This is a genomic window from Bacteroides sp. RCH18 (genome assembly GCF_058231005.1).
In genome coordinates, this window is sequence record NZ_JBIPTC010000002.1 from 1,174,197 (window position 1) to 1,200,729 (window position 26,533).

The 26,533-nt window shown below is 42.7% G+C and carries 18 protein-coding genes; 6 read left to right on the forward strand and 12 right to left on the reverse strand.

The annotated features are described in order from the left end of the window. Window positions 1-85: 85 nt before the first annotated feature. From ACHLI0_RS19745 to ACHLI0_RS19780, 8 genes are all read right to left on the reverse strand, one after another. The gene (locus tag ACHLI0_RS19745) at window positions 86-1,831 is read right to left on the reverse strand and encodes an ATP-binding protein (protein ID WP_490749891.1); all 1,746 of its coding nucleotides are present in this window, start codon (window positions 1,829-1,831) and stop codon (window positions 86-88) included. A 93-nt stretch (window positions 1,832-1,924) separates the two neighbouring features. After that, complete coding sequence (locus ACHLI0_RS19750; protein ID WP_490749892.1) at window positions 1,925-2,626, reverse strand: tetratricopeptide repeat protein; 702 nt, start codon at window positions 2,624-2,626, stop codon at window positions 1,925-1,927. A 114-nt stretch (window positions 2,627-2,740) separates the two neighbouring features. Next, complete coding sequence (locus tag ACHLI0_RS19755) at window positions 2,741-4,585, reverse strand: BACON domain-containing protein (protein ID WP_490749893.1); 1,845 nt, start codon at window positions 4,583-4,585, stop codon at window positions 2,741-2,743. Between the two features lie 9 nt (window positions 4,586-4,594). Then, window positions 4,595-5,614: a BT_3044 domain-containing protein gene (locus ACHLI0_RS19760; protein ID WP_008764488.1), complete on the reverse strand. Its 1,020-nt coding sequence runs from the start codon at window positions 5,612-5,614 to the stop codon at window positions 4,595-4,597. Between the two features lie 27 nt (window positions 5,615-5,641). Next, window positions 5,642-7,693 carry a RagB/SusD family nutrient uptake outer membrane protein gene (locus ACHLI0_RS19765; protein WP_011109191.1) on the reverse strand — a complete coding sequence of 684 codons (2,052 nt, stop codon included), beginning with the start codon at window positions 7,691-7,693 and terminating at the stop codon, window positions 5,642-5,644. 18 nt (window positions 7,694-7,711) lie between these two features. Next, window positions 7,712-10,801 carry a SusC/RagA family TonB-linked outer membrane protein gene (locus ACHLI0_RS19770; RefSeq protein ID WP_016268367.1) on the reverse strand — a complete coding sequence of 1,030 codons (3,090 nt, stop codon included), beginning with the start codon at window positions 10,799-10,801 and terminating at the stop codon, window positions 7,712-7,714. 18 nt (window positions 10,802-10,819) lie between these two features. Further along, window positions 10,820-12,307, reverse strand: coding sequence for a hypothetical protein (locus ACHLI0_RS19775; protein ID WP_490749894.1), 1,488 nt, complete (start codon window positions 12,305-12,307; stop codon window positions 10,820-10,822). A gap of 822 nt (window positions 12,308-13,129) precedes the next feature. Then, entirely contained in the window at window positions 13,130-13,792 is a 663-nt protein-coding gene (locus tag ACHLI0_RS19780; RefSeq protein WP_054959787.1) for a Crp/Fnr family transcriptional regulator, read from the reverse strand. A 135-nt stretch (window positions 13,793-13,927) separates the two neighbouring features. Here ACHLI0_RS19780 and ACHLI0_RS19785 point away from each other — a divergent pair, with 135 nt between their 5' ends. Beyond that, the gene (locus tag ACHLI0_RS19785; RefSeq protein WP_117577006.1) at window positions 13,928-14,527 is read left to right on the forward strand and encodes a MarC family protein; all 600 of its coding nucleotides are present in this window, start codon (window positions 13,928-13,930) and stop codon (window positions 14,525-14,527) included. A gap of 7 nt (window positions 14,528-14,534) precedes the next feature. Here the strand turns inward: ACHLI0_RS19785 and ACHLI0_RS19790 are convergent, their stop codons facing one another. Beyond that, window positions 14,535-15,203 carry a rhomboid family intramembrane serine protease gene (locus ACHLI0_RS19790; RefSeq protein ID WP_490749895.1) on the reverse strand — a complete coding sequence of 223 codons (669 nt, stop codon included), beginning with the start codon at window positions 15,201-15,203 and terminating at the stop codon, window positions 14,535-14,537. A 215-nt stretch (window positions 15,204-15,418) separates the two neighbouring features. On the opposite strand from ACHLI0_RS19790, the gene ACHLI0_RS19795 reads away from it, so the two are divergent. From ACHLI0_RS19795 to ACHLI0_RS19805, 3 genes are read left to right on the forward strand one after another with little or no spacing between them, the layout of a single operon-like run. Then, window positions 15,419-17,356: a glycogen debranching enzyme N-terminal domain-containing protein gene (locus tag ACHLI0_RS19795; protein WP_008759974.1), complete on the forward strand. Its 1,938-nt coding sequence runs from the start codon at window positions 15,419-15,421 to the stop codon at window positions 17,354-17,356. Between the two features lie 17 nt (window positions 17,357-17,373). Further along, entirely contained in the window at window positions 17,374-18,648 is a 1,275-nt protein-coding gene (locus ACHLI0_RS19800) for a glycosyltransferase family 4 protein (RefSeq protein ID WP_008759975.1), read from the forward strand. 13 nt (window positions 18,649-18,661) lie between these two features. Next, on the forward strand, window positions 18,662-20,044 hold the full coding sequence (locus ACHLI0_RS19805) for a glycoside hydrolase family 57 protein (RefSeq protein ID WP_008759976.1): 1,383 nt from the start codon (window positions 18,662-18,664) through the stop codon (window positions 20,042-20,044). A 206-nt stretch (window positions 20,045-20,250) separates the two neighbouring features. On the opposite strand, the gene bamH is transcribed toward ACHLI0_RS19805, so the two are convergent. Further along, window positions 20,251-21,870: a BamH family beta-barrel-assembly machinery protein gene (bamH, locus tag ACHLI0_RS19810; protein ID WP_055216873.1), complete on the reverse strand. Its 1,620-nt coding sequence runs from the start codon at window positions 21,868-21,870 to the stop codon at window positions 20,251-20,253. Between the two features lie 19 nt (window positions 21,871-21,889). Beyond that, window positions 21,890-22,726 carry a glycogen/starch synthase gene (locus tag ACHLI0_RS19815; RefSeq protein WP_008759978.1) on the reverse strand — a complete coding sequence of 279 codons (837 nt, stop codon included), beginning with the start codon at window positions 22,724-22,726 and terminating at the stop codon, window positions 21,890-21,892. A 142-nt stretch (window positions 22,727-22,868) separates the two neighbouring features. Between ACHLI0_RS19815 and panC the strand changes: the two genes are divergently transcribed. Further along, window positions 22,869-23,717, forward strand: coding sequence for a pantoate--beta-alanine ligase (gene panC, locus ACHLI0_RS19820; RefSeq protein WP_055216874.1), 849 nt, complete (start codon window positions 22,869-22,871; stop codon window positions 23,715-23,717). 21 nt (window positions 23,718-23,738) lie between these two features. Beyond that, on the forward strand, window positions 23,739-24,092 hold the full coding sequence (gene panD, locus ACHLI0_RS19825) for an aspartate 1-decarboxylase (RefSeq protein WP_008759980.1): 354 nt from the start codon (window positions 23,739-23,741) through the stop codon (window positions 24,090-24,092). Between the two features lie 74 nt (window positions 24,093-24,166). Here panD and ACHLI0_RS19830 read toward each other — a convergent pair whose 3' ends face one another. Further along, entirely contained in the window at window positions 24,167-26,458 is a 2,292-nt protein-coding gene (locus tag ACHLI0_RS19830; RefSeq protein ID WP_055216876.1) for a bifunctional dihydroorotate dehydrogenase B NAD binding subunit/NADPH-dependent glutamate synthase, read from the reverse strand. Between the last annotated feature and the right edge of the window lie 75 nt (window positions 26,459-26,533).

The window sequence follows — 26,533 nt, forward strand, 5'->3', positions numbered from 1 at the left end:
CTGCTACCATTGGATCTCTAATCGCTGTAACTCCGATGAATAGGGGGATTGAGGCGAAAATGAGAGCGTGAGGGCAAAAGTGCTGTCATTTTATATGTGGTTGAATTACTTCTTCCATTCGTTGGAGTTCCCAGCCACGGAATTGCATCACAATGCAATGTAACTTTGTATTCTGTATCAATTGGCGAACTTTCGGTGCGGCTGCATATCCCTTTATCTGCTCAACGGCTTCTTCCCATTGGGTTTCGGCTTTCGCATCGGAATCTTTTTCTGAAAGGTATTTTAGCTCTATGATGTAGCTATGATTCACTTCATAATGCAGCAGGTCCGGCATCAGGAACAGGTCACAGTAACCGTGATTCAGTTCCACTTCCGGAGCAGTCAGGTAATAAGCATTTACGCTTAGGTAGGCAGTAAAGAATCCTTGGATATTCCGTTCGCCTTCAATCGCACTACGTACCGAGGAATTTTCCTTGTAGGCATGAGCGATAAACTCTAAAGATTTTTGCCAGTGACCGTCGAATGCCATGTCATCAAATAAATCTCTTAAGCCATTCAAGTCAATATGCCGTTTCTCTTGATATTCCTCTAACAGAAAATCGTAATACTGCTTGCGTACATTATTGTTGGGAATACCCAGTATCAGGCGGACTCCTCGTGTACCGGTAATGGTCAGCATGCCATAATAAAAGAGTAGGCTGGGGAAAATCTCCGGGTTGGCTATTTCGCTGGCGGGGAAGGTTGTCACTAAGTTGGTGATGACTTCTCCTTCTTCAGTGATTTTGCGCAACACACCTTTACGATTTCCGTCGAGCTTGTCCAATCGGATCAGTTTTTTCATTTTATTGTAATCCGTGCGGGTATTAGGGTCAATCATTTGTTCGGGAGATTTCCCCAACGTTATGTAATGACGCAGATAATAAAGTACCATGTCGCAGTTGAACATCTTCGGATCACGTTCCAGACTTTCTTTGGCAAAGCAATAATTGTCATACCACGGTTTTATTTCCCGAATCAGTGCATCTATGTCTGTATCTGCCGGCAGTTGTCCGGCGTCTTTATAGTACTGAAACATGGTCCGCACATCTGTCTCACTGAATCCCAGCATCATATTGAATTGGAAATCGGTGCTGATGTTCCAGCCGATATTGAATCCGCTGGTGAGATCATCCAATGTAACGGGGCTGACACCTGTCATGAAGATGCGTTCGAACATTCCTTTAAACTTTTTGAAAATCTCCCGGTAGAATCCGCTGGCATGAGTCAGGGCATGATAGATTTCATTACCTTGTTCGTTCAGAACCACGTTGGTGAAGTTGTCATATTCGTCAATAATCAGATAGAGATGGGAACCATTGTTGCGGGCCTTTCGATCCAGAAAATTCAGCTTATTGGTGGAGCCTTCCAGTTGCTTCATTTCTAATGCGAACCCCGGATAATAGTATGGTTCATAGATGGATGCGAAGTCATCCAATCCACCGCAGCAATAATCGTCAAAGTTCTGTGCCAATGTACCGTCGATTCCGCCTATACGCGAGAAATCAAGAAATAGCACCTGGAATGTTCCCTGTAGGGGAGTTGGCTGACTGCCTATCCACAAATTACCAAAGCGTTTCTGAAACTTTTCTTTTTGCGAAATATCATAATAGGTGCGAAGCATGCTCAGGAAGATACTTTTGCCGAAACGCCGGGGGCGGATAAAGAATAGACTGTTGGGCTGCTGTTCCAGCAGAGGCAGATACATGGTCTTATCTACATAATATTGATTTTGCTCTACCACTTCCACGAAATTGGAAACTCCATATGGGATTCTTTTCACATCTTCTATCATATTTCCTGTTATTTTAGTTCATTGCTCACGGAATAAGACAAAAGTAATCTATTCCGGCTGAAAGAACAAAGAAAAGGGGAGGAAAGTTGGAACTTAGTCTTTATTCACAGTCGCCTCAACGAGACTATCCATATCAAAATCAATATTATAATCCTTTTCTATTTGAATCCTTCTTATTTGATTGACCAGTGAATGCGGTTTCACCCTTCGGGTCATCTCTATTTCCAGCAACCTTTCGGGAAAGCGTTTACGGATTTCATCTATATTTCTCATGAAAAGTGAATCTTTATTTTCGTAGAGAGAATTGGCGGCTTCTGCCAGAATAAAAGCTCCCAAGCTGTCGGGATATTGTTTTAATACTGCTTGAAGGAAGACCTTGCTTTTTCCAAAACTTTCGTGGGCTTCGGTGTGCATATCTTTGGCAGCTTGAAGTAGTCCCAGTTGGAACAGATACTCACCGGTAATTGCGTTTTTCTCCATAGCAAGTGTTTGTATGTATAGGGCGGAGTCCAGTTCTCCCATTTCAGATAAAAGTTTGGCTTTCATGCCGTAATAGTCGGGATTTAAACTGTCGATTGCCAAAGCTTTGTCCAGAAAGCGGATGCATTTTCGGGTGGAGTCTACATCGCAAGAAGATTCCATTAATGTCATTGCTTGCCGGTAGAGGCTGTCTGCCTGAAGATTGATACGATGAGGAGTGATGTCTGCTTTAGACTCTTGCCGGGAATGACAGCTTATGACTGCTATTATCATTGGCAAGACAGTTAATAAGAGGCTCAATTTCTTGGGTTTCATATTCATAATTCTTGTAATCTGATCTGATAAAAAGTAAGACTGGCGAAGAACTCGATAAGAAAATATGTCTAATCTGATCTTATTTTGTTCTTCGTCAGTCTTTTCTTGTTTTACTTAAATGCCTAGCTGTTCTTTAGCCCAGGCTTCATCATGTCTTATTCTGTAAAGGTATATTTCGGACATATTCCACCATGCACTGCCTGCGACAGTATAATCCAATGGATCTTTGTCACGGCGAGCTGTTGGAGTAAATCGGATATAGTTGTAAGCTTGCTTTCCACTCACATTGTTTTTAGCGGTAGCATGGCCACCGTTTGTTGTCGGCAGATTGAATTCTTCATTACCCATACTTTCAAAGAACTCACCGTTCATACTTCCGTATATTGTTGCGGCTTTTACGTCACCTCCGTTATTCACTCCGCTTTGACGTGCATCATATTCAAAACAAAGGTCCTTTAATGGTTTGTTCAGTTTGATCTGGACATAATGTGCTTCTGTTGTAACAGGAGCATTCCACTTGGTATGATAATAAGTACTGACTTTGCCGTCAATCAATGCCGGTAAACCGCCTCCGTCTCCGACATGATTAGCATTGTCGGAAAGCATATCGATAGTAAGAGTAACACGTTCCATTTCGGAAGCTTCGCCGGAAATGCCTGTTATTGTTACCGGACTATCTGTCTCCATACCAGTCGGACCATAGGTGTTGATAGTAAATGAGTATTCACCTGCACATTGGTAAGTATCATCTATGATATAGGATGTTGTCTTATAGTCATTTATCAAGATCTCTTTATTTTCTTTCGTGACTTTATCGTAATAGGTAATCTTTATCTTGTTGAAGTCTACATCTTCAGGTATCTCCCATTGCAGCTGAATACTTCCGGCTCCCGGAGTAGCAGTAGCATTGATTACATTTAAAGGAGGTGTCGCGATAAATCCGGCCTGTTTTACTGTGACTACGAACTGACTTGGTACTTTGTCGGTGCTATTGGTACTCTTAAAGGTTATCTTTCCTTCACGAGGTTGATTCTCAACTTCAGTGTTGGCTTTAATGATAAAGCTTTCGGAGACATCACGCAGTGCTCTTGAAGCGGGTAATGATACTGGAGTGATCCAGGATTGGGCGGATTCTTCGATTTCATAGGTATATGACACTTCACCGGCAGGAGAATTTACTTTGAAAGGAATAGTGATTGTTTCTCCCATTGCTTTCACTTCATAGATCTTCTTGTCTTCATCGATTTCGACTATATAACCTCTGGGTTGTTGCTTTATCAGGAAAGAAGCTGTATAGCTGTAATTCTGGGAAGACTGGAGGATAATCGTACAATAACGTACGTCAGTCTCGGTGCTTTTATCCAGCGTAAATTTCAGTTCCTGTTTGTTTACGTCTTCCGCTGCACGCGTCTTTGCATCAAATGTGGCAGGTTGCTCTGCCAGACGTATCCAGTCGCAAGTGTCTGGTATAATGATATTATCCAGATTCAGGTTGGTCGCTACAGGAATTGTCAATGTTTCTCTTTCTGCATCTATTATTTCTACATATCCTTCCTGTTGTAGCTTGTCACCTATCAGGATGGCCGGTTCTTTACCAAACTGCGAGACAGTGATGGAATAGCTTTGATGACCATAGGCTACAGTGATTTCCGCCCGGCGTTGTTTGTATATATTGTTTGCACTGGCAGATACGACTACTTTGCCCTCGTGTTGTACTACCTTGCACCATTCTGCATTGGACTGGGCACTCCATCTGTCGAGTGGTACATTGGTCTGCACTTCAATTTCATGTTCTCCTCCCAGAAGTGGGAAAGTGATAGGTGCCTGACTTTTATCAGGAACTACCAGCGTTTCTACTTTAAACTCGGTTTCGTAATCGGGCGAACAAGAGATAAGTCCGGAAGCAATTCCGAATATGCTTGCGAGCCCGATGATTAATATATTTTTTTTCATACTCATTTGATTTGATTACAAGTTATCTACTCTTGGGTTAAATTCATATCGTAGTTTGGCTTTCACTTCCCGGTAAGGGGCGGTGGATTCCAGGCGATATTTATAATGCAGACGGAACTCTTTGTAATAAGTGGCACGTCCGTCGGGAGTACGGATAGCGTTTAACAGGAATGTGTTGTCGTAATCATCGATTGGAGTAAGTTGTACTACATCGACCGGATCCACTTCCACATCATTAACTCTGTCATGCGCTCTGATGGTAAGTTCTCTGGCCTGAGGATTCTCCGGTTGCTGCTCGCCAATTTCCAGAATGATACTCTTAGATACAATTCTGCTTCTTGCTGTCTTATAATCGCCAAGATCTTCATCACCTGCCATCATGCGTACCGAATTGGCACCGATCGGGAATACTTGATTGGCATTTGTCGGTCTACGGACTTCGGGACTACCACTGGGGTTAGGAATTACAATCGTACTGCTTGTATAATTGTAGTAGGTAGAAGTCTTTGTTGTTGCGTAATAGTTTTCTTTATAGATACGCAATAATACATGACTTTTATCCGGATTATAATTAGGTGTTTTTTCCGGATCTATCTTGTAATCCAGAAAATAAATGGAATCCGGTGAAATCCTTTCCAGATTTTTCAGATAGATCGGAAACATTACTTTGGAAGTGCCTGCCTGAATATCCAGTTCCTTATTGGGAAAATCATAGCATTCATCGGGAAGCAGTTTGGCAAATTTTTCTTTTTCTATATCAAAGTTGGATTTGTTGTATGCTTTCAGCAAAGAGTCCGATTCCAAAAGAGCTACATGGTGTGTGTTAGGGCTTATTTGTGAGCCGCTAACCGTGGCAACCAGATAGATCGTATCTTTTTCTTGTCCTACATTAGCCACCTGCCGGTCGTAGATCAGACTCGAATTACTGAGTAAGCCTACTTCGTTCCGGTATTGTTCCTGGTCGAAATCGTATTCATTGCAAGCACTCAATACACCTATAAGGGTGCAGAGCATTATATTAAATTTCTTTTTCATATTCAGTCTGTTATTCATGTTTTGATATTATCTGTCCCATCCGAAATTCTGGTCGGCATTGGGAACCTTCAGCAATTCATCATGGCGGATCGGTAAGAATACCATTTTAGGCAGTGCAATGCGGTCTCGCACATTTTGTGTATTGATCGTCACAATATTCCAGAATCCTTCATTACCGTTGGCATTTGTACGGTCTTTTGTCACATCCAGTCCCCGCCAGTTGGAGCTGTTGGCATCTTCGTCCAGATAGGTTCCCCACCTGCGCGTATCGAAATATCGGTATCCTTCGTTAAAGAGCTCTACCTGACGTTCATTGCGGATGATTTTTTCAAAATTGTCTGCTTCTGCCATGTCGTTGGCATCTACTCCCGGCAAGCCGACGCGATAACGTATCATGTTGAAATATTTAGCCATTTCTGCCGGATCACGGCTAACGGTTTCCTCAATAAGTGTACCTGTATTGTCGGATACTTCTACGGTCACTGTACCTTCTACACGGTTCAATGCTTCTACATATTCCAGTAGCACTTCACCATAACGAATGATAGGGAACGGTTTAGGGCTGGTGACGAATGCGCCTTTTACACTCCCTTTGCCGTTAGCCCATGAGTCGTCCGGATGAATGTATTTGACGGGAACATAACCGCTGACACTGTAGTCGTTTACGTTATTTCCGGCACCGGCAATTCCGGCATTGGTATCATCGTGAGAATACCAGAATTGCTGATTGACGTAGGAAGCGTCGGTAGAAGCTGAACTCATCGGCCAGTAGCGACCCGGAAAACCTATCGAGGCATAGAAGCGTGCCGAACGATTGGCGTACATCATAGGTACGTTTTCCCTCAGTAGGTATGTCCCCAGTTTTTTGGATTCGCCGGTGAGTCTGCTGAAGTCCGGTTCATATGGATATTCTGCCGATGAATTATGAATAGTCCGCCCATCTGCCATCAGATAGCAATCAATTACTCTCTGCGGCACAGACATTGAACCCCATCCGCCAAACTTGACAGGGAATGAGTGATGGGTATAGTTAGTGACGTTACTGGATTCCATCGCCCAGATGAATTCTTTATTAGTCTGTATGATACCTTCTCCTGTGAACATGTCGGAGTAAGAGTGATAAGGATCGATATTGCCTGCTCCGTCAGGGAAGTTAGCAGTAGGGACATTGGAGGCCAGAGGATATGGGTTCTGGGCATCTGCTTCCACTGTATGTAGCTCGTATCCCATTTTGGTCAGCTGTTTGGCGGCAGCTGCTGCAACGGCCCAGCGTCTCGGGTCATACTCTTGATTGACATAGTAGGCTCCGTCGCTTTTACGTTTCCAGGTCCCGAAACATTTACGGGCTGCAGCTCCGCCATTGAAAAGCGGTGAAGCCTGGAAGAGGCGCAAACGGGCGATGAGTGCCATGGCTGCTCCTTTGGTCGGACGTTGATAATAGTTGACGCTTTGCTCATCCGCCGAATAGATGCCTTGAGTTGCCAGTCGGAATTCATCGCATATATAATCTACAGACTCATCATAGGTAGCCCGTTCGCGATTATAATATTCGGCAGGTTCGGAGGTGCTCAGTTCTTCATCGCCCACGATAATCAACGGTCCCCAGTTCATCAAAAGATGATAATAAGCGTACCCACGCATAAAGTGAACATATCCGATATAACGTCTTCTGTCCATTTCGTTCATATCTGGTACATTGTAGACTTCTTTAAGCATTTTGTTACATCTTGCTACAATGACATACATGTCGTACCATTGGTTTTGGATAGGCAGATTTCTGCTGTTGATGGTACCTACGGAAAATTGTAGTCCCCAAAATTCATTTGTCTGATATTTAAGTGTTATTTCGTCCGAAGCAGATTCCCCCGGATTCCAGGAATTTCCCCAGATAGCCCCTGCGTCGGGAAAACCTTTCGGAGTGTTCCAGAGATAACCTTCAGCATTTTTCTTGCTGTGAAAGATGGAGTCTTCTTTGAAAGTAGCTTCGAAGTATGGGTCTACATCCAGAAAATTGCAGGAACTGAGTAGTAGTGTACTTCCTACTGTTGCTCCCAATATTATTTTGAATAACTTTTTCATGAGTGTTCTATATTATTTTTAGAATTTAAGATAAACCTGGAACGTGTAAGTTGCCGGTATCGGATAAGCGGCCCCGTTTGCAGATGCCTGTTCCGGATCAAAATACTTCACTTTGTCGATAGTAAAAAGGTTGTTGGCAACAAACTCCAGATCGACAGAAGATAGTCCTGTCTTTTTTATCCATGGAGTCTTCAGGTTGTACTTCAGACTGAGTTCCTGAAAGCGCAGGAAAGAACCGTTCCGTTTCCAGAAAGAGGAAAGCTGGGAGTTGTTCGTATTACCTCCGTAGGAGAGACGTGGGAATTCTGCATGGGGATTTTCCGTAGCGGTGGTGCCTGAATACCATGCGGGCGTCCATCTGTTCTTGGGATTGTTGGCCAGCTTGATAACGTTGCCGAGTTCTCCGTTATAGAAGGGAATCCATCCTGCGTCATTACCGAGTCCCGAACGGTAGTAGTCTACTTTTGCCGAACCTTTGAAAAGGAAGCTGAGGGTTAAGTCTTTCCAGTGAAAATCGGCTCCGAACCCATACATTACCCGGGGGAGTTGGTTGGAATAAGACAAAGGTACTTTGTCATCGTCATTGATAATACCGTCTCCATTTACGTCACGATATTTGATATCTCCCGGACGAATGCGGCCGAATCCGCTTTGGTCGGCACTTGTGTTGATTTCTTCTTTACTGGAGAAGAGACCTTCTGCAATATATCCGCGAAGGATGTTAAAGGGTTTTCCGGTTACACTCAGATAATCATAAGGTAACTTGTTTTCTTCATAGTAATCAATAATATTCTGAGAGAAAGTGTAATTGCCGCGTACAGTGAAGCTCATGTCTTTATTGATCTGGTGGAAGAATTCGAAGTTTCCGTCAGAACCATAGCTATGCATTTTTCCTACATTTGATTTCGGGACGGTAACCATACCTACAAACTTAGGCAGCGTCACACGATCCTGAAAGATGTGATCACGTGTATCGCGGAAAAAGTCAACAGTGACAGAGAGCTTGTCGTGGAAGAACTTGGCATCGATACCAAAGTTGAGTTTCTTTGCTACTTCCCATTGAAGGTTGTCGGCTCCTTTCACAGTTTCTGTAATACCCCGTTCACGATATCCCCAGTAAGAGGCGGCATTGTCATTGATTAATGTCAAATAAGGGAACCGGTCACCACTGATCTGGTCATTACCTACCTGACCGTAGGAGCCGCGGAACTTGAGGAAGCTTAACCAGGGAATGGCCTCATTGACCCAGTTATAGGATGTCGGTACCCAGCCTACAGCAATGGAAGGGAAGAAACCGAATCTTTTTCCTTTTTCGAATTGCGCAGAACCTGTGTAACCGAAGTTTGCATCAATGAAATAGCAATTGTTATAGCCATAGGAAACACGTCCTGATAAGTTTTGACGTCGTTGAGGAATGGCATTAATACCCATTGCGTCATAGTCCCATTGGGTGTTATGAACATCTTCCATGTAATATAAAGCCAATGCTCCTAGTGAGTGCAAACCAAATGTACGGTCCCAGTTGGCTTTGGCTTCCATGTAGTATTTTCTGTATCTGTTGTTATTTTGTGTATATTTCATGTTCTCTTTGGCAGTACGCAATGTTTTGATGAGTACCCCTTGTGAACTTCTTCCTGTAGCGCGGTAGAGGTCAGGCCATATGTAACGTCCTTCATTGAAATAATTGATATTTTCGCTCATCGCTTGTACCGACGCTGTCATTCCTTTCAGGAATCCTCCGAATTCCTGTTCAAGTTTGAGTGTAAGCATATTACGCTGAGTTTCATCTTGCGTGTATCCGGTGTTATTTAGCATGACATACGGAGAAGCAAGGTCATGTTTTCCATAAGAAGGGAAGGTGCCGTCTGAATAGGTTTTAGGAAACATCAGTGGAGTTAGCTGACGGACTGCTGACCATACCGTATTCGTGTTTTGTCCACCCGGGCTGGTATAGTTGGAAATATATCCGTCCAGACCAAAATAAACTTTGGTTGTTTTGGTCAGATTCATGTCAATATTGGCACGATAGGTTATTTTTTTATATGACAAAGGCTTTTTGAACAGGTTGTCTTCCTGCCGGTAGGCCGCTCCTTCATCCTGATACCCTAATGAAAGATAATATCTGGCTATGTCGCCTCCTCCTTGTGCATTGATGTAATAATTCTGCTGGATAGATGTGCGTTTCATTATTTCATCTATCCAGTTAACATCCGGGTAGAGGTCTTTATCCAAATTGTATTTTATCAGATCCAGTTCCAGACGGGAGTAAAGGTCGTCTTCACCCGACATGGCACGTGCCTCATTGGCAAGGAGAGCGTAGTCATAAGCTCCCAGGTATTCGGGCAGACGTTTGATGTGCGATACTTTTAATGTTGCTCGTCCTGTGATGGTAAGTTTGCCTGTTTCTCCACGTTTAGTGGTAACCAAGACCACGCCATTGGCACCTCGGGTACCATACACTGCGGTGGCGGAGGCGTCTTTCAGGATACTGAACGATTTTACATCATCAGGATCAATGTCTTCAAGGCGGCCTTCGATACCGTCAATCAGCACTAATGCACCGGAGCTGGCTCCGAAAGTACTGATACCACGAATCCAGAAGTTGGAGATGTTTTTTCCCGGTTCGCCCGAACTCTGCATGGTGATGACACCAGCCAACCGTCCGCCGATCATGTTGTTGAGAGAAGTACCGGGAGTACTGAGCTGGGCTACATCAATGGTACTGATTGCACCTACTACTGATATCTTTTTTTGTGAAGTCATACCTGTGACCACTACTTCGTCAAGCTTGGTGTCATCTTCTTCCAATGTAACTTTGAGTGTCATTTCATCTTTAGTCACCAGTTTCTCGATAGATTTCATTCCAATAGCCTGAATGACTAATATTTGGTTGGCATCTACTTTGATACTGAATTTACCATCCATATCTGCTGAGGTTCCCACTCCCGGTGCATTCTTAACATAAATGGTAGTACCCGGTAGCGGTTCACCGGTTTTGTCTATTACAACCCCCGCTACAGTAAACTGTTTTTTCTTATTGTCTTGACTGTAACTCGTCAGCGGTATAAGCGCCATGATCAGTACAATCAGTAGAAAATTATTTCTCATATTGTATTTTGTATAAGGTTATTCAATGGATAATTTACGAATCACTTTGTTCTGTGTGTCGGCTACATATACAATAGTTCCATCACTGTTGACTGCTACTCCGCAAGGGAAGTGGAATTTGGCAATTTCCGGACCTCCATCCTTATAACCTTCCGCTCCCGGCAGACCGATAGGTGTGGTTACGGCTGCTCTTTCTTTCGGCATAGTAGTATCTATTACGCGGATGCAGGAATTACCACTGTCAGCAATGTACATTTTTCCGTCGTCGGTGAAACAAATCTGGCGCGGGTGTCTGAATTTGGCGTTCTTCAGCAAGCCGTCTTCCCAGCCCTTCCCGTTCATAACTCCTTCGTAGATTGCTTTTCCTGCGTATGATTCTCCGTTATAAGTGTCTTTATCTTCCGGAGTGATCTTGGATACGTCCACTCTCCAAATCTGGTGAAAATCTGCAAGAGATACATAGAGTACGTTTTCTTCTCCTTTAATAGGGCTGAATGCGATATAGGAGTCACTTCCTGCTTTGCCGCCGTCGCCTGTTGCTACATTAGATATTTTCTTTAGCAAAATTTCTGCTGTACGGTTTTTAGGATTGATTCGAACCAATTGCCCTTTCCACATGACCGTATAGATCATATGATCCAGCTTGTTGATTACAAAGCAATGCTTCCAGTTGTTTTCGTCTACAGTGCTGAGTTCTTCTGATTTCAAGACTGTTCTATATCGGGGAACATAGTTTAGAAGTTTTTGCATGTCATAATACTTCATGCCGGCATCATCCGGAATGTAAACAGCTTCAGCGTCTTTTTCATCAGAATAAGCCGGGGCATTAATACGTGCAGTTCCATATTTTAATACAATGGAAGAATTGCTGGCAATGGAAATCATTGAAATGTTTCCGTTTACGCCTTCACCTTTTTCATTGCGGCAGGTTGTGTTTGGTTGTTTGGCTTTTCCACTGTCTCCTTTACGGTCTACCACAAATATATTGTCTTCACCGTCTATACAGAGATAGAAAGGAGAGGAGAAAGTACATGTGGCAAGGTCACCACCAACGGTATTTATATTATTGTCCGGTGATGCAAGTCCTGCTACCGTACTAACACTGGTTTGTGTCTTGTATAGGAATTGGTCTGGTGCTTTGCCTATGTATTCTTGACCGTCGGGCGTTCTTCTTTCTACAAGAATATTCATCTCTCTTTTGAAGGTGAGTCCTTTGGGAACAAATGCATAGATTCTGCTACCGTTACTGCTGACTAATCCGGCAGGATGTCTGATCCCGTCTACATCTTCAAAATAGACTTTCATGCCAGTGGTGTCTGTACCGAAGTTGCGGCCTTCGATGATCATCGGAGTGGCTATACCTCCGGAATCAGGATAAAATTCTGTAATCTCAATAGGCTGGTTTGGGTTGAACCCGCTGCTTCCATTGATGTCGTCATCTGAACAGGAAGCTAACCACGCGAAAGCTGTAATGAACAGCGTCCAATAAACTCTTCTTTTTCGCATTGTTTTTCTGTGATAAAAGGTTAATAATTAGATTGGTTAAAAAAAAGTGATAGGGAAACCTACTCTTGTGTGTCTACTATGTGGGTAGAACTAGGGTATGCATACAAGGGGTATACGTTTGTTTTTGTATGTATGAGTAAGTTTGAAAATATATGGGTGTGTTTGACTGCTATTATTCATCTTCTTAAATTGGGGGTATTGAAGTTGATAATGAACTCAGAATACATATCATACCTATTCTGATCTGTGCTGAAATAAAAGTAAAAAATGAGATCAAATTCTCCGATTTTGAAAGGCGGAGGGCTGTTGCTAAGAGTTTTCATAAATGTTAATTTAAGGTTATAATCATATTGATTAATTGGGGCTAAGTCGTAATAGGACTTGGTATGTGTGTATATAAGTGCCTTATATATAATTGATTAATTGGTTGATGAATGCTTGGGATGACAATTTATGAACTATATAGTAGAATTGAGATTATAAAATTGAAAAATAAATATGTTTTTTATTTAATTATAAAAAACATATTTTTTTTATTAATTAACTTTACACCGTCTTAGAATAGTACATGTGCTTAATAACCTTTGAATAGCCTATGAAACAGTAGAAAATACACTTTATATAACAATACCAAGTTCTATTACGACTTCTTCAAAATTATTCAATTTGGCATAAGGTCTTTATTGCTCTCCAAGATGAAAAGTAATGCAATTAATTTAAATAATTAGGTCGATTTTTCCTTTGAAAATAATTAGAAGACTGTTCTTTTGACTTTTTTCTACCTTATATATATTAGATTGTTCTACCCAAACTGTCAATCTCTTAAAGTAGTTTTTGAGCATCCGGAATCAGAATCTCTTTTCTGTGCAACTCGATTAAACCATTATCCTGTAGTTCATTCAGTGTTTTAGAAATATTTAATCGAGTATCATCCAGACAACGTGCCAAATCGTCCATCTTTACTTTGAAAGTCTTTTCCCCTTGCGGTTTTTCGCAATGTGACAGAAAGAAACGGATAATTTTGCTTTTTAAATCCAGCGTGGGTTCATCCCATAAACGGGAATAGAGATTTTGCGCCCGGTTGCTGACGATATTCATATAGTTGAGGCGGAAGATGTCATATTTGAACAGATCACTGAGTACGAATGCTTTGCTGATGCAAACAGTATGCACTTCCGTATGTGCCACATAAGAAGAGGCATAGTTGGTATTCATACCGAATAAAGACTGAGGTTCTATCAGATAGGGAGCTTCGATTTGTTCGATGACCGTATAAATGTTTTCTTTTGCATTGGTGACAATAGAAATCTCACCTTTCAACAGAAAACAAAGCTGGGTACAGGGATTACCACTCTTTATGATGGTTTCCCCAGCTTTATGTTTGATAAAGTGCAGCTTGACTTTATCTAGAATACTAGTGAAATCTTCATGACAAAGCCCCTGAAATAAAGGTAATTGGAGCAAAGTATCGAACATTGTTTCCATACGTTGTAATCTCTTATTAATCGTACAAATTTACTCATAATACAACACTGCTATCCACATATCCCCTTTCTTTTTGTTTTTTTTATTGTTTGAATGCATAAAAATAGAGTATATTTGCAAAAAAAAGGAGGAATTATGTTCACGGGTTTTAATTGGCAGCAAATGGTCAGTGCGTTTATCGTACTTTTTGCAGTAATAGATATTATCGGTTCTATACCTATTATTATTAACCTGAAGGAAAAGGGGAAAGATGTGAATGCAACAAAGGCTACTGTCATCTCCTTTGCTTTACTGATAGGCTTCTTCTACGCGGGTGATATGATGCTGAAACTTTTTCATGTAGATATCGAATCATTCGCCGTGGCGGGCGCATTCGTTATTTTTCTTATGTCTCTGGAAATGATTCTGGATATAGAAATCTTCAAAAATCAGGGGCCGATAAAGGAAGCGACACTCGTTCCGCTTGTCTTCCCGCTGCTGGCAGGGGCCGGAGCTTTTACTACGCTTCTTTCGCTTCGTGCCGAATATGCCAGTGTTAACATAATCATTGCCTTGATACTGAATATGCTATGGGTCTACTTTGTAGTAAGCATGACCGGACGTGTGGAACGTTTCCTCGGAAAAGGGGGAATCTACATCATCCGTAAGTTTTTCGGTATCATCCTGCTCGCTATCTCAGTAAGGTTGTTTACTGCTAATATCACTTTATTGATTGAGGCATTGCATAAGTCGTAACCGGGATTTATGAGGTAATATCTGTAGAGTCGGTTGTATTGCGATCGTTGATATCTTCTTCCGGAGATTCTTCTTCTTCATCCGTTTCGTCCGCAAAAGGTTCCTGTCGTTGAGGCCCGTGGTTCAAGAAACCGAATGCACAGAGTGTTCCCATGATTCCTCCGCTGAGATGTCCTTCCCACGACATATTGGCGGGAGAGAAGTAGGGGAACATATGCCAGATGATTCCTCCATACAAAAAGGTGACAAGCAGTGAGATGGCAATCAGAGGAACATATTTCCGCAGGATACCACTGAAAAAAAGAAAGAAGGCAAGTCCGTAAATCAGTCCGCTGGCACCGATGTGCCATCCCGGTTTGCCGATTATGAAGGTCAGCAGTCCGGCTCCGATCCAGATGATCATAAAAATACGTCCGGCTATCCCCCTGTAGAAATAGAACAAGCACCACGATAAAAAAAATAGCGGCAACGTATTGGCCAGCAAATGGCTGAACCCGCTGTGTATCAGCGGATGAGTCAGAATACCCGTTATTCCTCGCTTTTCCAGAGGGTATATCCCCATGTGAGAGAAGTCCCAGCCCATGCCGACTTCAACGATCTTTAGCAGAAATAGGATAAAAATTAGGAACAACGGCACCGCTGTAGCCAGCATGATACGCTGAATATCTCGCTTCATTACTTTCTATTCTTTAGATATTTTACGCAATACTACGAATATTTGCACAAAAACTGAAAATAAAAAGCCTTTTTATTTTTGTTTTTATCTAGAATTTGTACATTTGGGCATTATACCTATATATACAATGCTCAGGCTGGTATATATACAGAACAGCAATAGATATATATAAGGAATATAGTGACCAATAATTAACCTTTAAATAATGCACAACTATGAGTTATTTACGATTTGACAAGACCCTCATGACGAATCTGGAAGAAAGTCTCCAAAGGGAGATTCTCCGGACGAACAAAGCAGGAGCTTATCATTGTACAACGATTGTTGATTGTAACACACGCAAATATCACGGACTGTTGGTAATTCCTGTTCCCAATATCGACGATGAAAATCATGTGCTGCTATCTTCTCTTGATGAAACGGTAATTCAACATGGTGCTGAGTTTAACTTGGGGTTGCATAAATATCAGGGAAACAACTTTAGTCCGAATGGACATAAGTATATCCGTGAATTCGATTGTGAGCATATCCCGGCGACAACTTACCGTGTTGGAGGAGTAGTGTTACGCAAAGAAAAAATCTTTGTACATCATGAAAACAGAATCCTGATTCGTTATACTTTGTTGGACGCACACTCGGCGACGACGTTGCGCTTCCGACCGTTCCTCGCTTTCCGGAGCGTACGAGAGTACACTCACGAGAATGCGCAGGCAAGCCGCGATTATCAACTTGTGGAAAATGGTATCAAGACTTGTATGTATCCCGGTTATCCGGAACTGTTCATGCAGTTGAACAAGGCTTGCGAGTTCCATTTCCAGCCCGACTGGTATCGTGGATTCGAATATCCGAAAGAACAAGAGCGAGGCTACGACTTCAATGAAGACCTCTATGTTCCGGGATATTTTGAAGTGGATATAAAGAAAGGAGAAAGCATCGTTTTCTCCGCGGGTACTTCCGAAGTGACTCCGCGCAGACTGAAGCAGACGTTCGAAGCCGAAGTGGCTGACCGTACGCCTCGCGATAGCTTCTATCACTGTCTGAAAAACTCAGCACATCAGTTCCATAATCAGCAGGAGGGAGAACATTATATCCTTGCCGGTTATCCGTGGTTCAAGTGCCGTGCCCGCGATATGTTTATATCCCTGCCGGGACTGACACTTGCGCTGGACGAGGTGGATCAGTTTGAAGATGTGATGAAGACAGCGGAAAAAGCGATTCGAAGCTTCATCAATGATGAGCCGGCAGGATACAAGATTTACGAGATGGAACATCCGGATGTACTGCTTTGGGCCGTATGGGCTTTGCAACAGTATGCCAAGGAGACCTCCCGCGAACAATGCCGTCAGAAATATGGCGAACTGCTGAAAGATATCATCGAATTTATCCGTCAGCGGAAACATGAGAACCTCTTCCTGCATGAAAACGGACTGCTTTATGCAAATGGCACCGATAAGGCGATTACGTGGATGAACTCCACCGTAAACGGACATCCGGTGATTCCCCGTACGGGATATATCGTAGAGTTTAATGCTTTGTGGTATAATGCGCTTCGTTTCGTTGCCGATCTGGTTCGTGAAGATGGAAACGTTCTTCTGGCCGATGCGCTTGACGCACAGGCGGAAGTGACGGGAAAATCATTTATCGAAGTGTTCCGCAACGAATATGGATATTTACTTGACTATGTAGACGGAAATATGATGGACTGGAGCGTACGCCCCAACATGATATTTGCCGTAGCATTCGATTATTCTCCGTTGGACCGGGCGCAAAAGAAGCAAGTGCTCGACATCGCAACCAAAGAGTTGCTCACCCCCAAGGGACTCCGTACCTTGAGCCCGAAGAGCGGGGGCTATAACCCTAACTATGTTGGTCCTCAGATACAGCGTGACTACGCTTACCACCAAGGCACAGCCTGGCCTTGGCTGATGGGATTCTATATGGAAGCCTATCTGCGAATTTATAAGATGAGTGGTCTGTCGTTCATTGAACGCCAGCTTATTGGTCTCGAAGATGAACTGACAATTCATTGTATCAGTTCGCTGCCTGAACTTTTCGATGGTAATCCGCCTTTTAAAGGACGCGGAGCTGTATCGTTTGCCATGAATGTCGCCGAAGTACTGCGTATTCTAAAGCTACTGTCTAAGTATTATTAAAAAGAGGAGGAACGAAAATGAAAGTTTTAATGTTTGGATGGGAGTTCCCCCCGCATATCTTAGGAGGGTTAGGGACTGCCAGTTATGGTCTGACAAAAGGAATGTCTCAGCAGGATGATCTGGAGATTACATTCTGTATTCCCAAACCATGGGGAGACGAAGATCAGAGCTTTTTAAGAATTATCGGCATGAACAGCACGCCGGTAGTGTGGAAAAATGTCGGTTGGGACTATGTGAAAGGACGCGTAGGCAGTTATATGGATCCGCAATTGTTCTATGACTTGCGCGATCATATCTATGCCGACTTCAACTATCTCAATACGAATGATCTGGGATGCATCGAGTTCTCCGGACGTTATCCGGACAACCTGCACGAAGAGATCAATAACTATTCAATCGTTGCCGGGGTGGTAGCACGTCAGCAGGAGTTTGATATCATTCATTCTCATGACTGGCTGACTTATCCGGCAGGGATACATGCCAAGCAAGTATCTGGTAAGCCATTGGTGATCCATGTGCATGCTACTGATTTCGACCGTAGTCGCGGCAATGTCAATCCGACAGTGTATGCCATTGAGAAGAATGGTATGGACAATGCCGACCACATCATGTGTGTGAGCGAACTGACCCGTCAGACTGTGATCCATAAGTATTTCCAAGACCCGAAGAAGGTGTCTACTGTGCATAATGCCGTTTCTCCTTTGTCACAAGAGATACAGGATATTGTTCCTCAAAAGAATCCGAGCGAAAAGGTCGTTACTTTCCTGGGACGTATTACCATGCAGAAAGGACCGGAATACTTTGTAGAAGCTGCAGCAATGGTATTGCACCGTACGCGCAATGTCCGTTTCGTAATGGCCGGTAGTGGTGATATGATGGATCAGATGATTCGTCTGGTAGCCGAACGCGGTATTGCGGACCGTTTCCATTTCCCCGGTTTTATGAAAGGAAAGCAGGTGTACGAAGTGCTGAAAGCCAGTGACGTATATATTATGCCTTCTGTATCTGAGCCATTCGGTATCTCTCCGTTGGAGGCTATGCAATGTAGTGTACCTTCCATTATATCCAAGCAATCCGGCTGTGCCGAAATTTTGGATAAATGTATTAAAACGGACTACTGGGATATTCATGCTATGGCGGATGCCATTTATTCTATCTGTACTTACCCGGCTATGTACGAGTACCTGAAAGAAGAGGGTAAGAAAGAAGTGGATGAGATTAAATGGGAGAACGTGGGATATAAAGTTCGCGGTATCTATGATGAGGTTATTAAAAATTATGGTAAACAATAAAATGATATAGACTATGAGAACGATCTGTCTTTATTTCGAAATACATCAGATTATACACTTGAAACGCTACCGTTTTTTCGATATCGGCACCGATCATTATTACTATGATGACTATGCAAATGAAACCGGTATGAATGAGGTTGCCGAACGATCTTATATACCTGCTCTCAGCACGTTGATCGAGATGGTGAAAAACTCGGGAGGAGCTTTCAAAGTGGCGCTTTCTATTTCCGGTGTGGCATTGGAGCAACTTGAAATTCATGCTCCGGCGGTGATTGACTTGCTGCATCAGTTGAATGATACCGGTTGTTGTGAGTTCCTTTGCGAACCTTATTCACACGGCTTGTCATCTTTGGCTAACGAAGACTGCTTCCGTGAAGAAGTGCTTCGCCAGCGTGATAAAATGAAACAGATGTTTGGCAAAGAACCGAAGGTGTTCCGCAATTCCAGCTTGATTTATTCGGATGAAATCGGTGGACTGGTAGCTTCTATGGGCTTTAAGGGAATGCTGACGGAAGGTGCAAAACATGTATTGGGATGGAAGAGCCCGCACTATGTATATCACTGCAATCAGGCTCCGAGTCTCAAATTGCTCTTGAGAGACTTTAAACTTTCTGATGATATAGGATTGCGTTTCTCCAATTCGGAATGGCCGGAATATCCATTATTTGCTGATAAGTATATTAACTGGATTGATGCGTTGCCACAAGAAGAGCAAGTGATTAATATCTTTATGGAATTAAGTGCATTGGGTATGGCTCAGCCGCTTTCTTCCAATATCCTGGAATTCCTGAAAGCATTGCCCGAATGTGCTAAATCAAAGGGTATCACGTTCTCTACTCCAACAGAGATTGTATCTAAATTGAAATCTGTATCTCAACTGGATGTTCCTTATCCAATGTCATGGGTGGACGAAGAAAGAGATACAAGCAGTTGGCTGGGTAATATCCTGCAGCGTGAGGCTTTCAACAAGTTGTATAGCGTAGCAGAACGTGTTCACCTGTGTGACGACCGTCGTATCAAGCAGGACTGGGATTATCTGCAAGCCAGCAACAACTTCCGTTTCATGACTACCAAGAATACAGGTATCTGGCTGAATCGTGGCATCTATGACTCTCCTTACGATGCCTTCACTAACTACATGAATATCTTGGGCGACTTTATCAAACGAGTAGATTCACTGTATCCTGTTGATGTAGATAATGAAGAGCTTAACTCTCTGCTGACTACTATTAAGAATCAGGGTGAGGAGATAGCCGAACTGCAAAAGGAAGTAACCAAATGGCAGGCAAAAGCTGAAAAAGGAGCTGCAAAAGCTACCAAGAAAGTAGCTGCGAAAAAGGAACCGGTAGCTAAAGCTACTCGCAAGAAAGCTACTGCAAAGAAAGAAGAATAAGATAATAATAAATTAACTGGTTGTAACCGTGGGGAGATGGGAATCACCTCACGGTTGTTTTTTATATTGCGATGTTATATTGGAATGTTATATAGGAATGGGATTGTCCGAAAAGGGCTTGTTTGCTATTAATTCCAGTGACAGGTACATATAAAAAACAGCGCGAATTACCGAAGTAACCCGCGCTGTTTATTTTATATATCTTTTTAGTTTGACTTAGTTGTTAATCCGAAGTCTGTAGAAATAACTTCAAGTTTCAACTTGTAATTCTCACCACCTGGATTTTCTCCAGCTTCTCCACCTTTCAGACGTACATAACCAGGTTTTAAGTCATGTTGTATTCTAATAATATTAGCCTGACCGGTTGTAGTGTTTGAAGAGTCATAAGTCACAAGTACAGGTATAAGTACTACCTTATTCCAATCTGGATTTTTTTGTAACCAGTCAGCTTCATTCCATTCACTACCCTTTGCTTTCTTAGCCTCTTCCTTTTCTGCAATGCAGGCATTTACCAATTTGGTGATGTTGCTGAATACATATTGATTTGTACTACTTGTATGTGAAGTTAGATAAGAAGATACACCATCGCTCAACTTATTGTCTTTAAAGAAGCTATCCTGGAATTTCTTGCGTACAAGCATTACAGTAGATGGTATAGACATACCAAACTTCTTGTCACTTGATTGATTGTAATTAGTGAATGTCAGTTTTACTGCATTTAAGGTATCGCCAGTTAATTCGTTCTCTATGTCAGAAATTGGTAATGTAGCTTCAGTGAATATACCTGCCGGACTTTTTAAATAAGTACAGGTTTTTTCATTTATTCTTTCATTAATGGCTTGTTCGTCATTACTTAATTGATTAGCCTGAATAATTTCTCTGGTAGAAGCAAATTGACGCCAAGTATAATAGGTTGAATCGTTAACTCCATCTTGCTTTTTTAATTTAATGCCTGTGATGGAATCTGTAGCATAACATTTGTATACTACTCTCATTTGTACTTGATCTACATAAAGTACTGTTCCGTCACCATAATCGCTTTTTACGTAAATCCCTGGAAAGGCTTTTCCAAATAACTGATTATTAAATTTTTTTCCAGCTGCTCTTGATGCTTCTAGAATATTTTTGCCCACTTCTTTAGCTCTGTCTTCTTTAAAAGCAACGTGAATATAGGGTACGTATGTACTTGAATTACGGTCTTCTTCAGATAGGGAGTAGTCTACGGCTGTATAAGCTTTTGTTCCTAAAAGATTCTGGCTATCATAGAATTCTTCAGGAATAATATTTGTATAATACGCATTATCTGTGTTTAGTGTTTCTTTATTATCTCCACCTAATTCATAAACACTCAATCTACAAGCAGTCAGTGAGTCACCGAAATAGTTATCATACAATAAGAAAAGTTCGGTAGTACGTATGTTGCCAATAGGATTACCTTGGTCATCCTTAATGATTTCAATCGTTTCGTCATCTTCATTAGTTATAACCATTTTTCCTGTAGCTGAGATAACTTTACCGCTAGCATCTTTCTTTTCTGTATATACTTCAGGAAAAGTTAAGCCATCCGGACAATTCAGTTGAGCAAGGAAGCCTGCCTGATAAGTACCGAATGTTTCATCAGTGAACTTTCCAACATATCCGATGTTGGTTTTGGCATAGATCTTTCCAGTAGGAATTGATTTAGTAGTTACATCAAACGTGGATAACTTTCCTTTGATATTTTGGTCATTGCCCGGGAACATTCCTAATCCCAGTCCGCCTGTATTATCATCGCATCCGAAAAATGTGATTGCCAGTAAAGCTATCAAGGCATATTTTGCTTTCATGATTGTCGTATCTAGATTTTTATTCTTCTTCTTTATTTGTAGTGGTTTCCCATACCTGATCGTAGAATTCGTTGCAAGCGTTTGCGTAGTTTTCCGGATCCTGATAATCAAGTACCAGTTTGCCTGATTGACGGGCGTACTCAATGATTGATTCGTCTACCTTTGCGCTGTTTTGTATGATTCCGTCAGAATAATCAACGGCAAGTTTACAAAGTGCCGCATAGTCTACCGGTTCCTTCAAACCAGCCAAATCCTTCTTGGTGATGCCTTTCAACATCAGTTTGGTTGCAAAGTCTTCACTGAGCGTATTCTTGAAATCATCTTCATATACCGAGAATACAACTTTAGCATCACGGAACGAGGGTTCGTCCTTGTAGGCCTTCTTAATATAAAGAGGAGCCAATGCCGTCATCCATCCATGACAGTGGATTACGTCAGGACACCAGCGAAGTTTCTTCACTGTTTCCAGCACACCGCGTGCATAAAAGATAGCACGACTGTCGTTGTCATCGTATTCCACACCATTTTCATCCGCTGTCTGCAAGCGATTCTGGAAATAATCATCATTATCGATGAAATATACCTGCATACGTGCGGATTGAATAGAAGCAACTTTTATAATAAGGGGGTGATCAGTATCGTCGATGATCAGGTTCATACCGGAGAGGCGAATTACTTCATGCAGTTGATTTCTGCGTTCGTTAATGTTTCCCCATTTAGGCATAAATGTCCTGATTTCACGGCCTTTTTCTTGTATTGCCTGTGGAAGGTTTCTACCTATATTGGCCATTTCGGATTCTGAAACGTAAGGTGTAATCTCTTGAGTAATAAATAAAACTTTATTCGCCTTTGTCATAATAACAATAGTTCACTATAATATTCTGCAAAGATAGCAAAAAAAAGGAACTTTAAATACCATATTCTTTCTTTATGTGGCAAATATTAGTTTATTTTGCAGAGTTTTTGCAAACGACCAAAACATAAACCAATTAACAAAAATGAAAGTAATACACACTATCAAGGACTTACAGGCCGAATTGACGGCACTGAGAGCCCAGGGTAAGAAGGTAGGACTGGTACCCACAATGGGTGCTTTACATGCAGGACACGCATCACTGGTAAAGCGCAGCGTAAGTGAGAATGGTGTAACAGTAGTGAGTGTTTTTGTAAATCCCACTCAGTTTAACGATAAAAACGATTTAGCAAAGTATCCGCGTACACTGGATGCTGACTGCCGCTTGTTGGAAGATTGCGGTGCAGCATTTGCCTTTGCTCCTTCAGTAGAAGAGATGTATCCGCAGCCGGATACGCGTGAATTCAGCTATGCTCCGTTGGATACGGTGATGGAAGGGGCTTTCCGTCCGGGGCATTTCAACGGAGTTTGCCAGATTGTCAGCAAGTTGTTTGACGCGGTGCAACCGGATCGTGCTTATTTCGGAGAGAAAGATTTCCAGCAACTGGCGATTATTCGGGAGATGGTTCGTCAGATGGATTATAAACTGGAAATTGTAGGTTGTCCTATCGTTCGTGAGGAAGACGGACTGGCTCTGAGCAGTCGGAATAAACGTTTATCGGCACAAGAACGTGAAAATGCTTTAAATATTTCTCAGACATTATTTAAAAGTCGTACCTTTGCAGCATCTCACACAGTGAGTGAGACGCAGAAGATGGTAGAAGAGGCGATAGAGGCTGCTCCGGGATTGCGTTTGGAGTATTTTGAAATCGTTGACGGAAACACGCTGCAAAAGGTAAGCAGTTGGGAGGATTCTCAGTATGTAGTAGGCTGTATCACAGTGTTCTGCGGAGAGGTCAGACTGATTGATAATATCAAGTATAAAGAAATCTAAATTAAAAAAAGACGAAACCTTATGATGATTGAAGTGTTGAAGTCGAAAATTCATTGTGCACGTGTCACAGAGGCAAACTTGAACTACATGGGTAGTATCACGATTGACGAAGACCTGCTGGATGCTGCCAACATGATTCCGGGAGAAAAAGTGTACATCGCTGATAACAACAATGGCGAACGCTTTGAAACCTACATTATCAAAGGTGAACGCGGTTCCGGTAAGATTTGTCTGAACGGTGCTGCCGCCCGCAAGGTGCAACCGGATGATATTGTGATTATCATGTCGTACGCATTGATGGATTTTGAGGAAGCGAAGTCGTTTAAACCGACGGTGATTTTCCCGGACCCTGCGACGAATAGCGTAGTGAAGTAAGAAGTATCTTGTGATAAGAAAGCCCCGTCTGCTGAATGCAAACGGGGCTTTTCTGTTATAATAAGGTGGCCTTTTTACTTGCTTTGCAGTTGTTCATTCATGGCAGCAGCGGCTTTACGGCCATCTCCCATGGCAAGGATTACGGTAGCTCCTCCACGCACAATGTCTCCGCCGGCATAGATCATCGGAATAGATGATTCCATGTTGTCATCTACGGCAATGGTTCCTTTGCGTCCTAATTCCAGCCCTTTAATGGAACTCGGAACAATCGGGTTCGGAGATACACCGACACTGACGATGGCCAGATCGATATCGATTGTTTCCGTAGCTCCCGGAATGGCTACAGGGCTGCGACGTCCGGAAGCATCCGGCTCTCCTAATTCCATCTTCTGGAGAATGACCTGTTTCACGCAACCTTGTTCGTCGGCAATATATTCAATCGGATTGTGCAATGTCAGGAATTCGACTCCTTCTTCTTTGGCATGCTTCACTTCCTCGATACGTGCAGGCATTTCTTCTTCCGAACGGCGGTAGATGATCATAGCACGTTCAGCACCCAGGCGTTTGGCTGTACGGACAGAGTCCATAGCAGTATTACCACCACCGATGACAGCCACATTCTTGCCGAAAGCTACCGGAGTGTCAGAGTCTTCGCTCGCAGCATCCATTAGGTTGACACGGGTGAGGTATTCGTTGGAAGACATGATATTGATCGAGTTTTCGCCCGGTATATTCATAAAGTTAGGCAGACCGGCACCGGAAGCGACAAATATTCCTTTAAAACCTTCTTCCTTCAAATCTTCCACACTGATTGTTTTTCCTACGATGCAGTCTTTGATGAAAGTAACGCCCATTTGAACGAGATTGTCTATTTCTACATCTACAATCTTGTTTGGCAGACGGAATTCCGGAATACCATATTTTAATACACCACCGATTTCGTGGAGTGCCTCGAATACTGTTACATCATAACCGTATTTTGCCATATCACCTGCGAATGATAATCCGGCAGGACCCGAACCGATCACCGCTACTTTGATACCGTTCTTTTCGGCAATGACAGGTACTGAAATCTGTCCGCTTTCACGTTCGAAGTCGGCAGCGAAGCGTTCCAGATAACCGATAGCTACCGGTTTTTCATTCATCTTCAAGTGTATACATTTAGATTCACATTGCTTTTCCTGTGGGCAGACACGGCCGCATACAGCCGGAAGCGCACTTGTTTCTTTCAGTGTTTTGGCTGCTTCGAGGAATTCGCCACGTTCGATGTTCTTAATGAAGCGCGGAATGTCGATACCTACCGGACACCCTTCCATACATCCAGGGTTAGCACAGTCCAGACAACGCTTGGCTTCTGTAACTGCTTGTTCGGCGGTCAGACCCTGGTTTACTTCTTCCTTGCGGCTATGTGAACGGTATTCGGCATCGAGTTCATTCATTTCGACACGTGGAATAGCTGTACGTTCTTTCGGTTTCATCGATTTGCGCAGTTCCTGTCTCCAGGCTGCGTTGCGGCTTTTCTCATCTATCTCTTTCGTTGCTTCACATTCGGGCTGGAGTTTGTTCATCTCTTCACGCTCAATCTTTTTGAACGCACCCATACGTTTCAACATTTCATCAAAGTCCACCTGATGACCGTCGAATTCGGGACCGTCAACACAAACGAACTTCGTTTTTCCTCCTACCGTGATACGGCAAGCACCACACATGCCGGTTCCGTCTACCATGATGGTATTTAATGAAACGTCGGTCGGAATCTCATATTTCTTTGTCAGCAGACAAACGAACTTCATCATGATAGCAGGGCCGATGGCGAAGCATTTATCCACCTTTTCACGTTTAATGACTTCTTCCACGCCTTCAGTTACCAGACCTTTACGCCCGTAAGAGCCGTCGTCCGTCATGATAATCACCTCATCGGAGCTTTCACGCATTTCTTTTTCCAGAATGATAAGGTCTTTGTTACGTCCTGCCAAAACAGTGATCACTTTATTTCCGGCAGCTTTCAAAGCCTGCACGATAGGAAGCATCGGAGCAACACCTACACCACCACCAGCACAAACAACTGTTCCGAAATTCTCAATATGAGTAGCTTGTCCGAGCGGACCTACTACGTCAGTGATATAATCACCTTCGTTCAATTCACAAAGACGGGTAGAGGAGAGCCCGACTTCCTGTATCACCAGAGTGATGGTGCCTTTCTTCAAATCAGAACCGGCAATCGTCAGAGGCATACGTTCTCCCTTGTCGCCTACACGTACAATGACGAAGTGTCCGGCTTTGCGGGATTTAGCAATTAAAGGAGCTTCAATTTCAAGTTTAAACACTTTCTCAGAAAAGCGTTCTTTGCTAATGATTTTGTTCATTATCTAATTAATTTGTTGGTATTATTACGTAACTGCTATCAGAATGTTATAAATTTCGGCAAAGATACGGCTTAT

What these genes read in the sequence shown, in the direction of transcription:
- ACHLI0_RS19780 (WP_054959787.1), bottom strand. Translation starts at nt 13,792, where the DNA reads ATGGAAACAATGTTCGATACTTTGCTCCAATTACCTTTATTTCAGGGG.
- ACHLI0_RS19795 (WP_008759974.1), top strand. Translation starts at nt 15,419, where the DNA reads ATGAGTTATTTACGATTTGACAAGACCCTCATGACGAATCTGGAAGAA.
- bamH (WP_055216873.1), bottom strand. Translation starts at nt 21,870, where the DNA reads ATGAAAGCAAAATATGCCTTGATAGCTTTACTGGCAATCACATTTTTC.
- ACHLI0_RS19815 (WP_008759978.1), bottom strand. Translation starts at nt 22,726, where the DNA reads ATGACAAAGGCGAATAAAGTTTTATTTATTACTCAAGAGATTACACCT.
- ACHLI0_RS19790 (WP_490749895.1), bottom strand. Translation starts at nt 15,203, where the DNA reads ATGAAGCGAGATATTCAGCGTATCATGCTGGCTACAGCGGTGCCGTTG.
- ACHLI0_RS19785 (WP_117577006.1), top strand. Translation starts at nt 13,928, where the DNA reads ATGTTCACGGGTTTTAATTGGCAGCAAATGGTCAGTGCGTTTATCGTA.
- ACHLI0_RS19760 (WP_008764488.1), bottom strand. Translation starts at nt 5,614, where the DNA reads ATGAAAAAGAAATTTAATATAATGCTCTGCACCCTTATAGGTGTATTG.
- ACHLI0_RS19755 (WP_490749893.1), bottom strand. Translation starts at nt 4,585, where the DNA reads ATGAGTATGAAAAAAAATATATTAATCATCGGGCTCGCAAGCATATTC.
- ACHLI0_RS19770 (WP_016268367.1), bottom strand. Translation starts at nt 10,801, where the DNA reads ATGAGAAATAATTTTCTACTGATTGTACTGATCATGGCGCTTATACCG.
- ACHLI0_RS19800 (WP_008759975.1), top strand. Translation starts at nt 17,374, where the DNA reads ATGAAAGTTTTAATGTTTGGATGGGAGTTCCCCCCGCATATCTTAGGA.
- ACHLI0_RS19750 (WP_490749892.1), bottom strand. Translation starts at nt 2,626, where the DNA reads ATGAAACCCAAGAAATTGAGCCTCTTATTAACTGTCTTGCCAATGATA.
- ACHLI0_RS19830 (WP_055216876.1), bottom strand. Translation starts at nt 26,458, where the DNA reads ATGAACAAAATCATTAGCAAAGAACGCTTTTCTGAGAAAGTGTTTAAA.
- ACHLI0_RS19775 (WP_490749894.1), bottom strand. Translation starts at nt 12,307, where the DNA reads ATGCGAAAAAGAAGAGTTTATTGGACGCTGTTCATTACAGCTTTCGCG.
- panC (WP_055216874.1), top strand. Translation starts at nt 22,869, where the DNA reads ATGAAAGTAATACACACTATCAAGGACTTACAGGCCGAATTGACGGCA.
- ACHLI0_RS19765 (WP_011109191.1), bottom strand. Translation starts at nt 7,693, where the DNA reads ATGAAAAAGTTATTCAAAATAATATTGGGAGCAACAGTAGGAAGTACA.
- ACHLI0_RS19805 (WP_008759976.1), top strand. Translation starts at nt 18,662, where the DNA reads ATGAGAACGATCTGTCTTTATTTCGAAATACATCAGATTATACACTTG.
- panD (WP_008759980.1), top strand. Translation starts at nt 23,739, where the DNA reads ATGATGATTGAAGTGTTGAAGTCGAAAATTCATTGTGCACGTGTCACA.
- ACHLI0_RS19745 (WP_490749891.1), bottom strand. Translation starts at nt 1,831, where the DNA reads ATGATAGAAGATGTGAAAAGAATCCCATATGGAGTTTCCAATTTCGTG.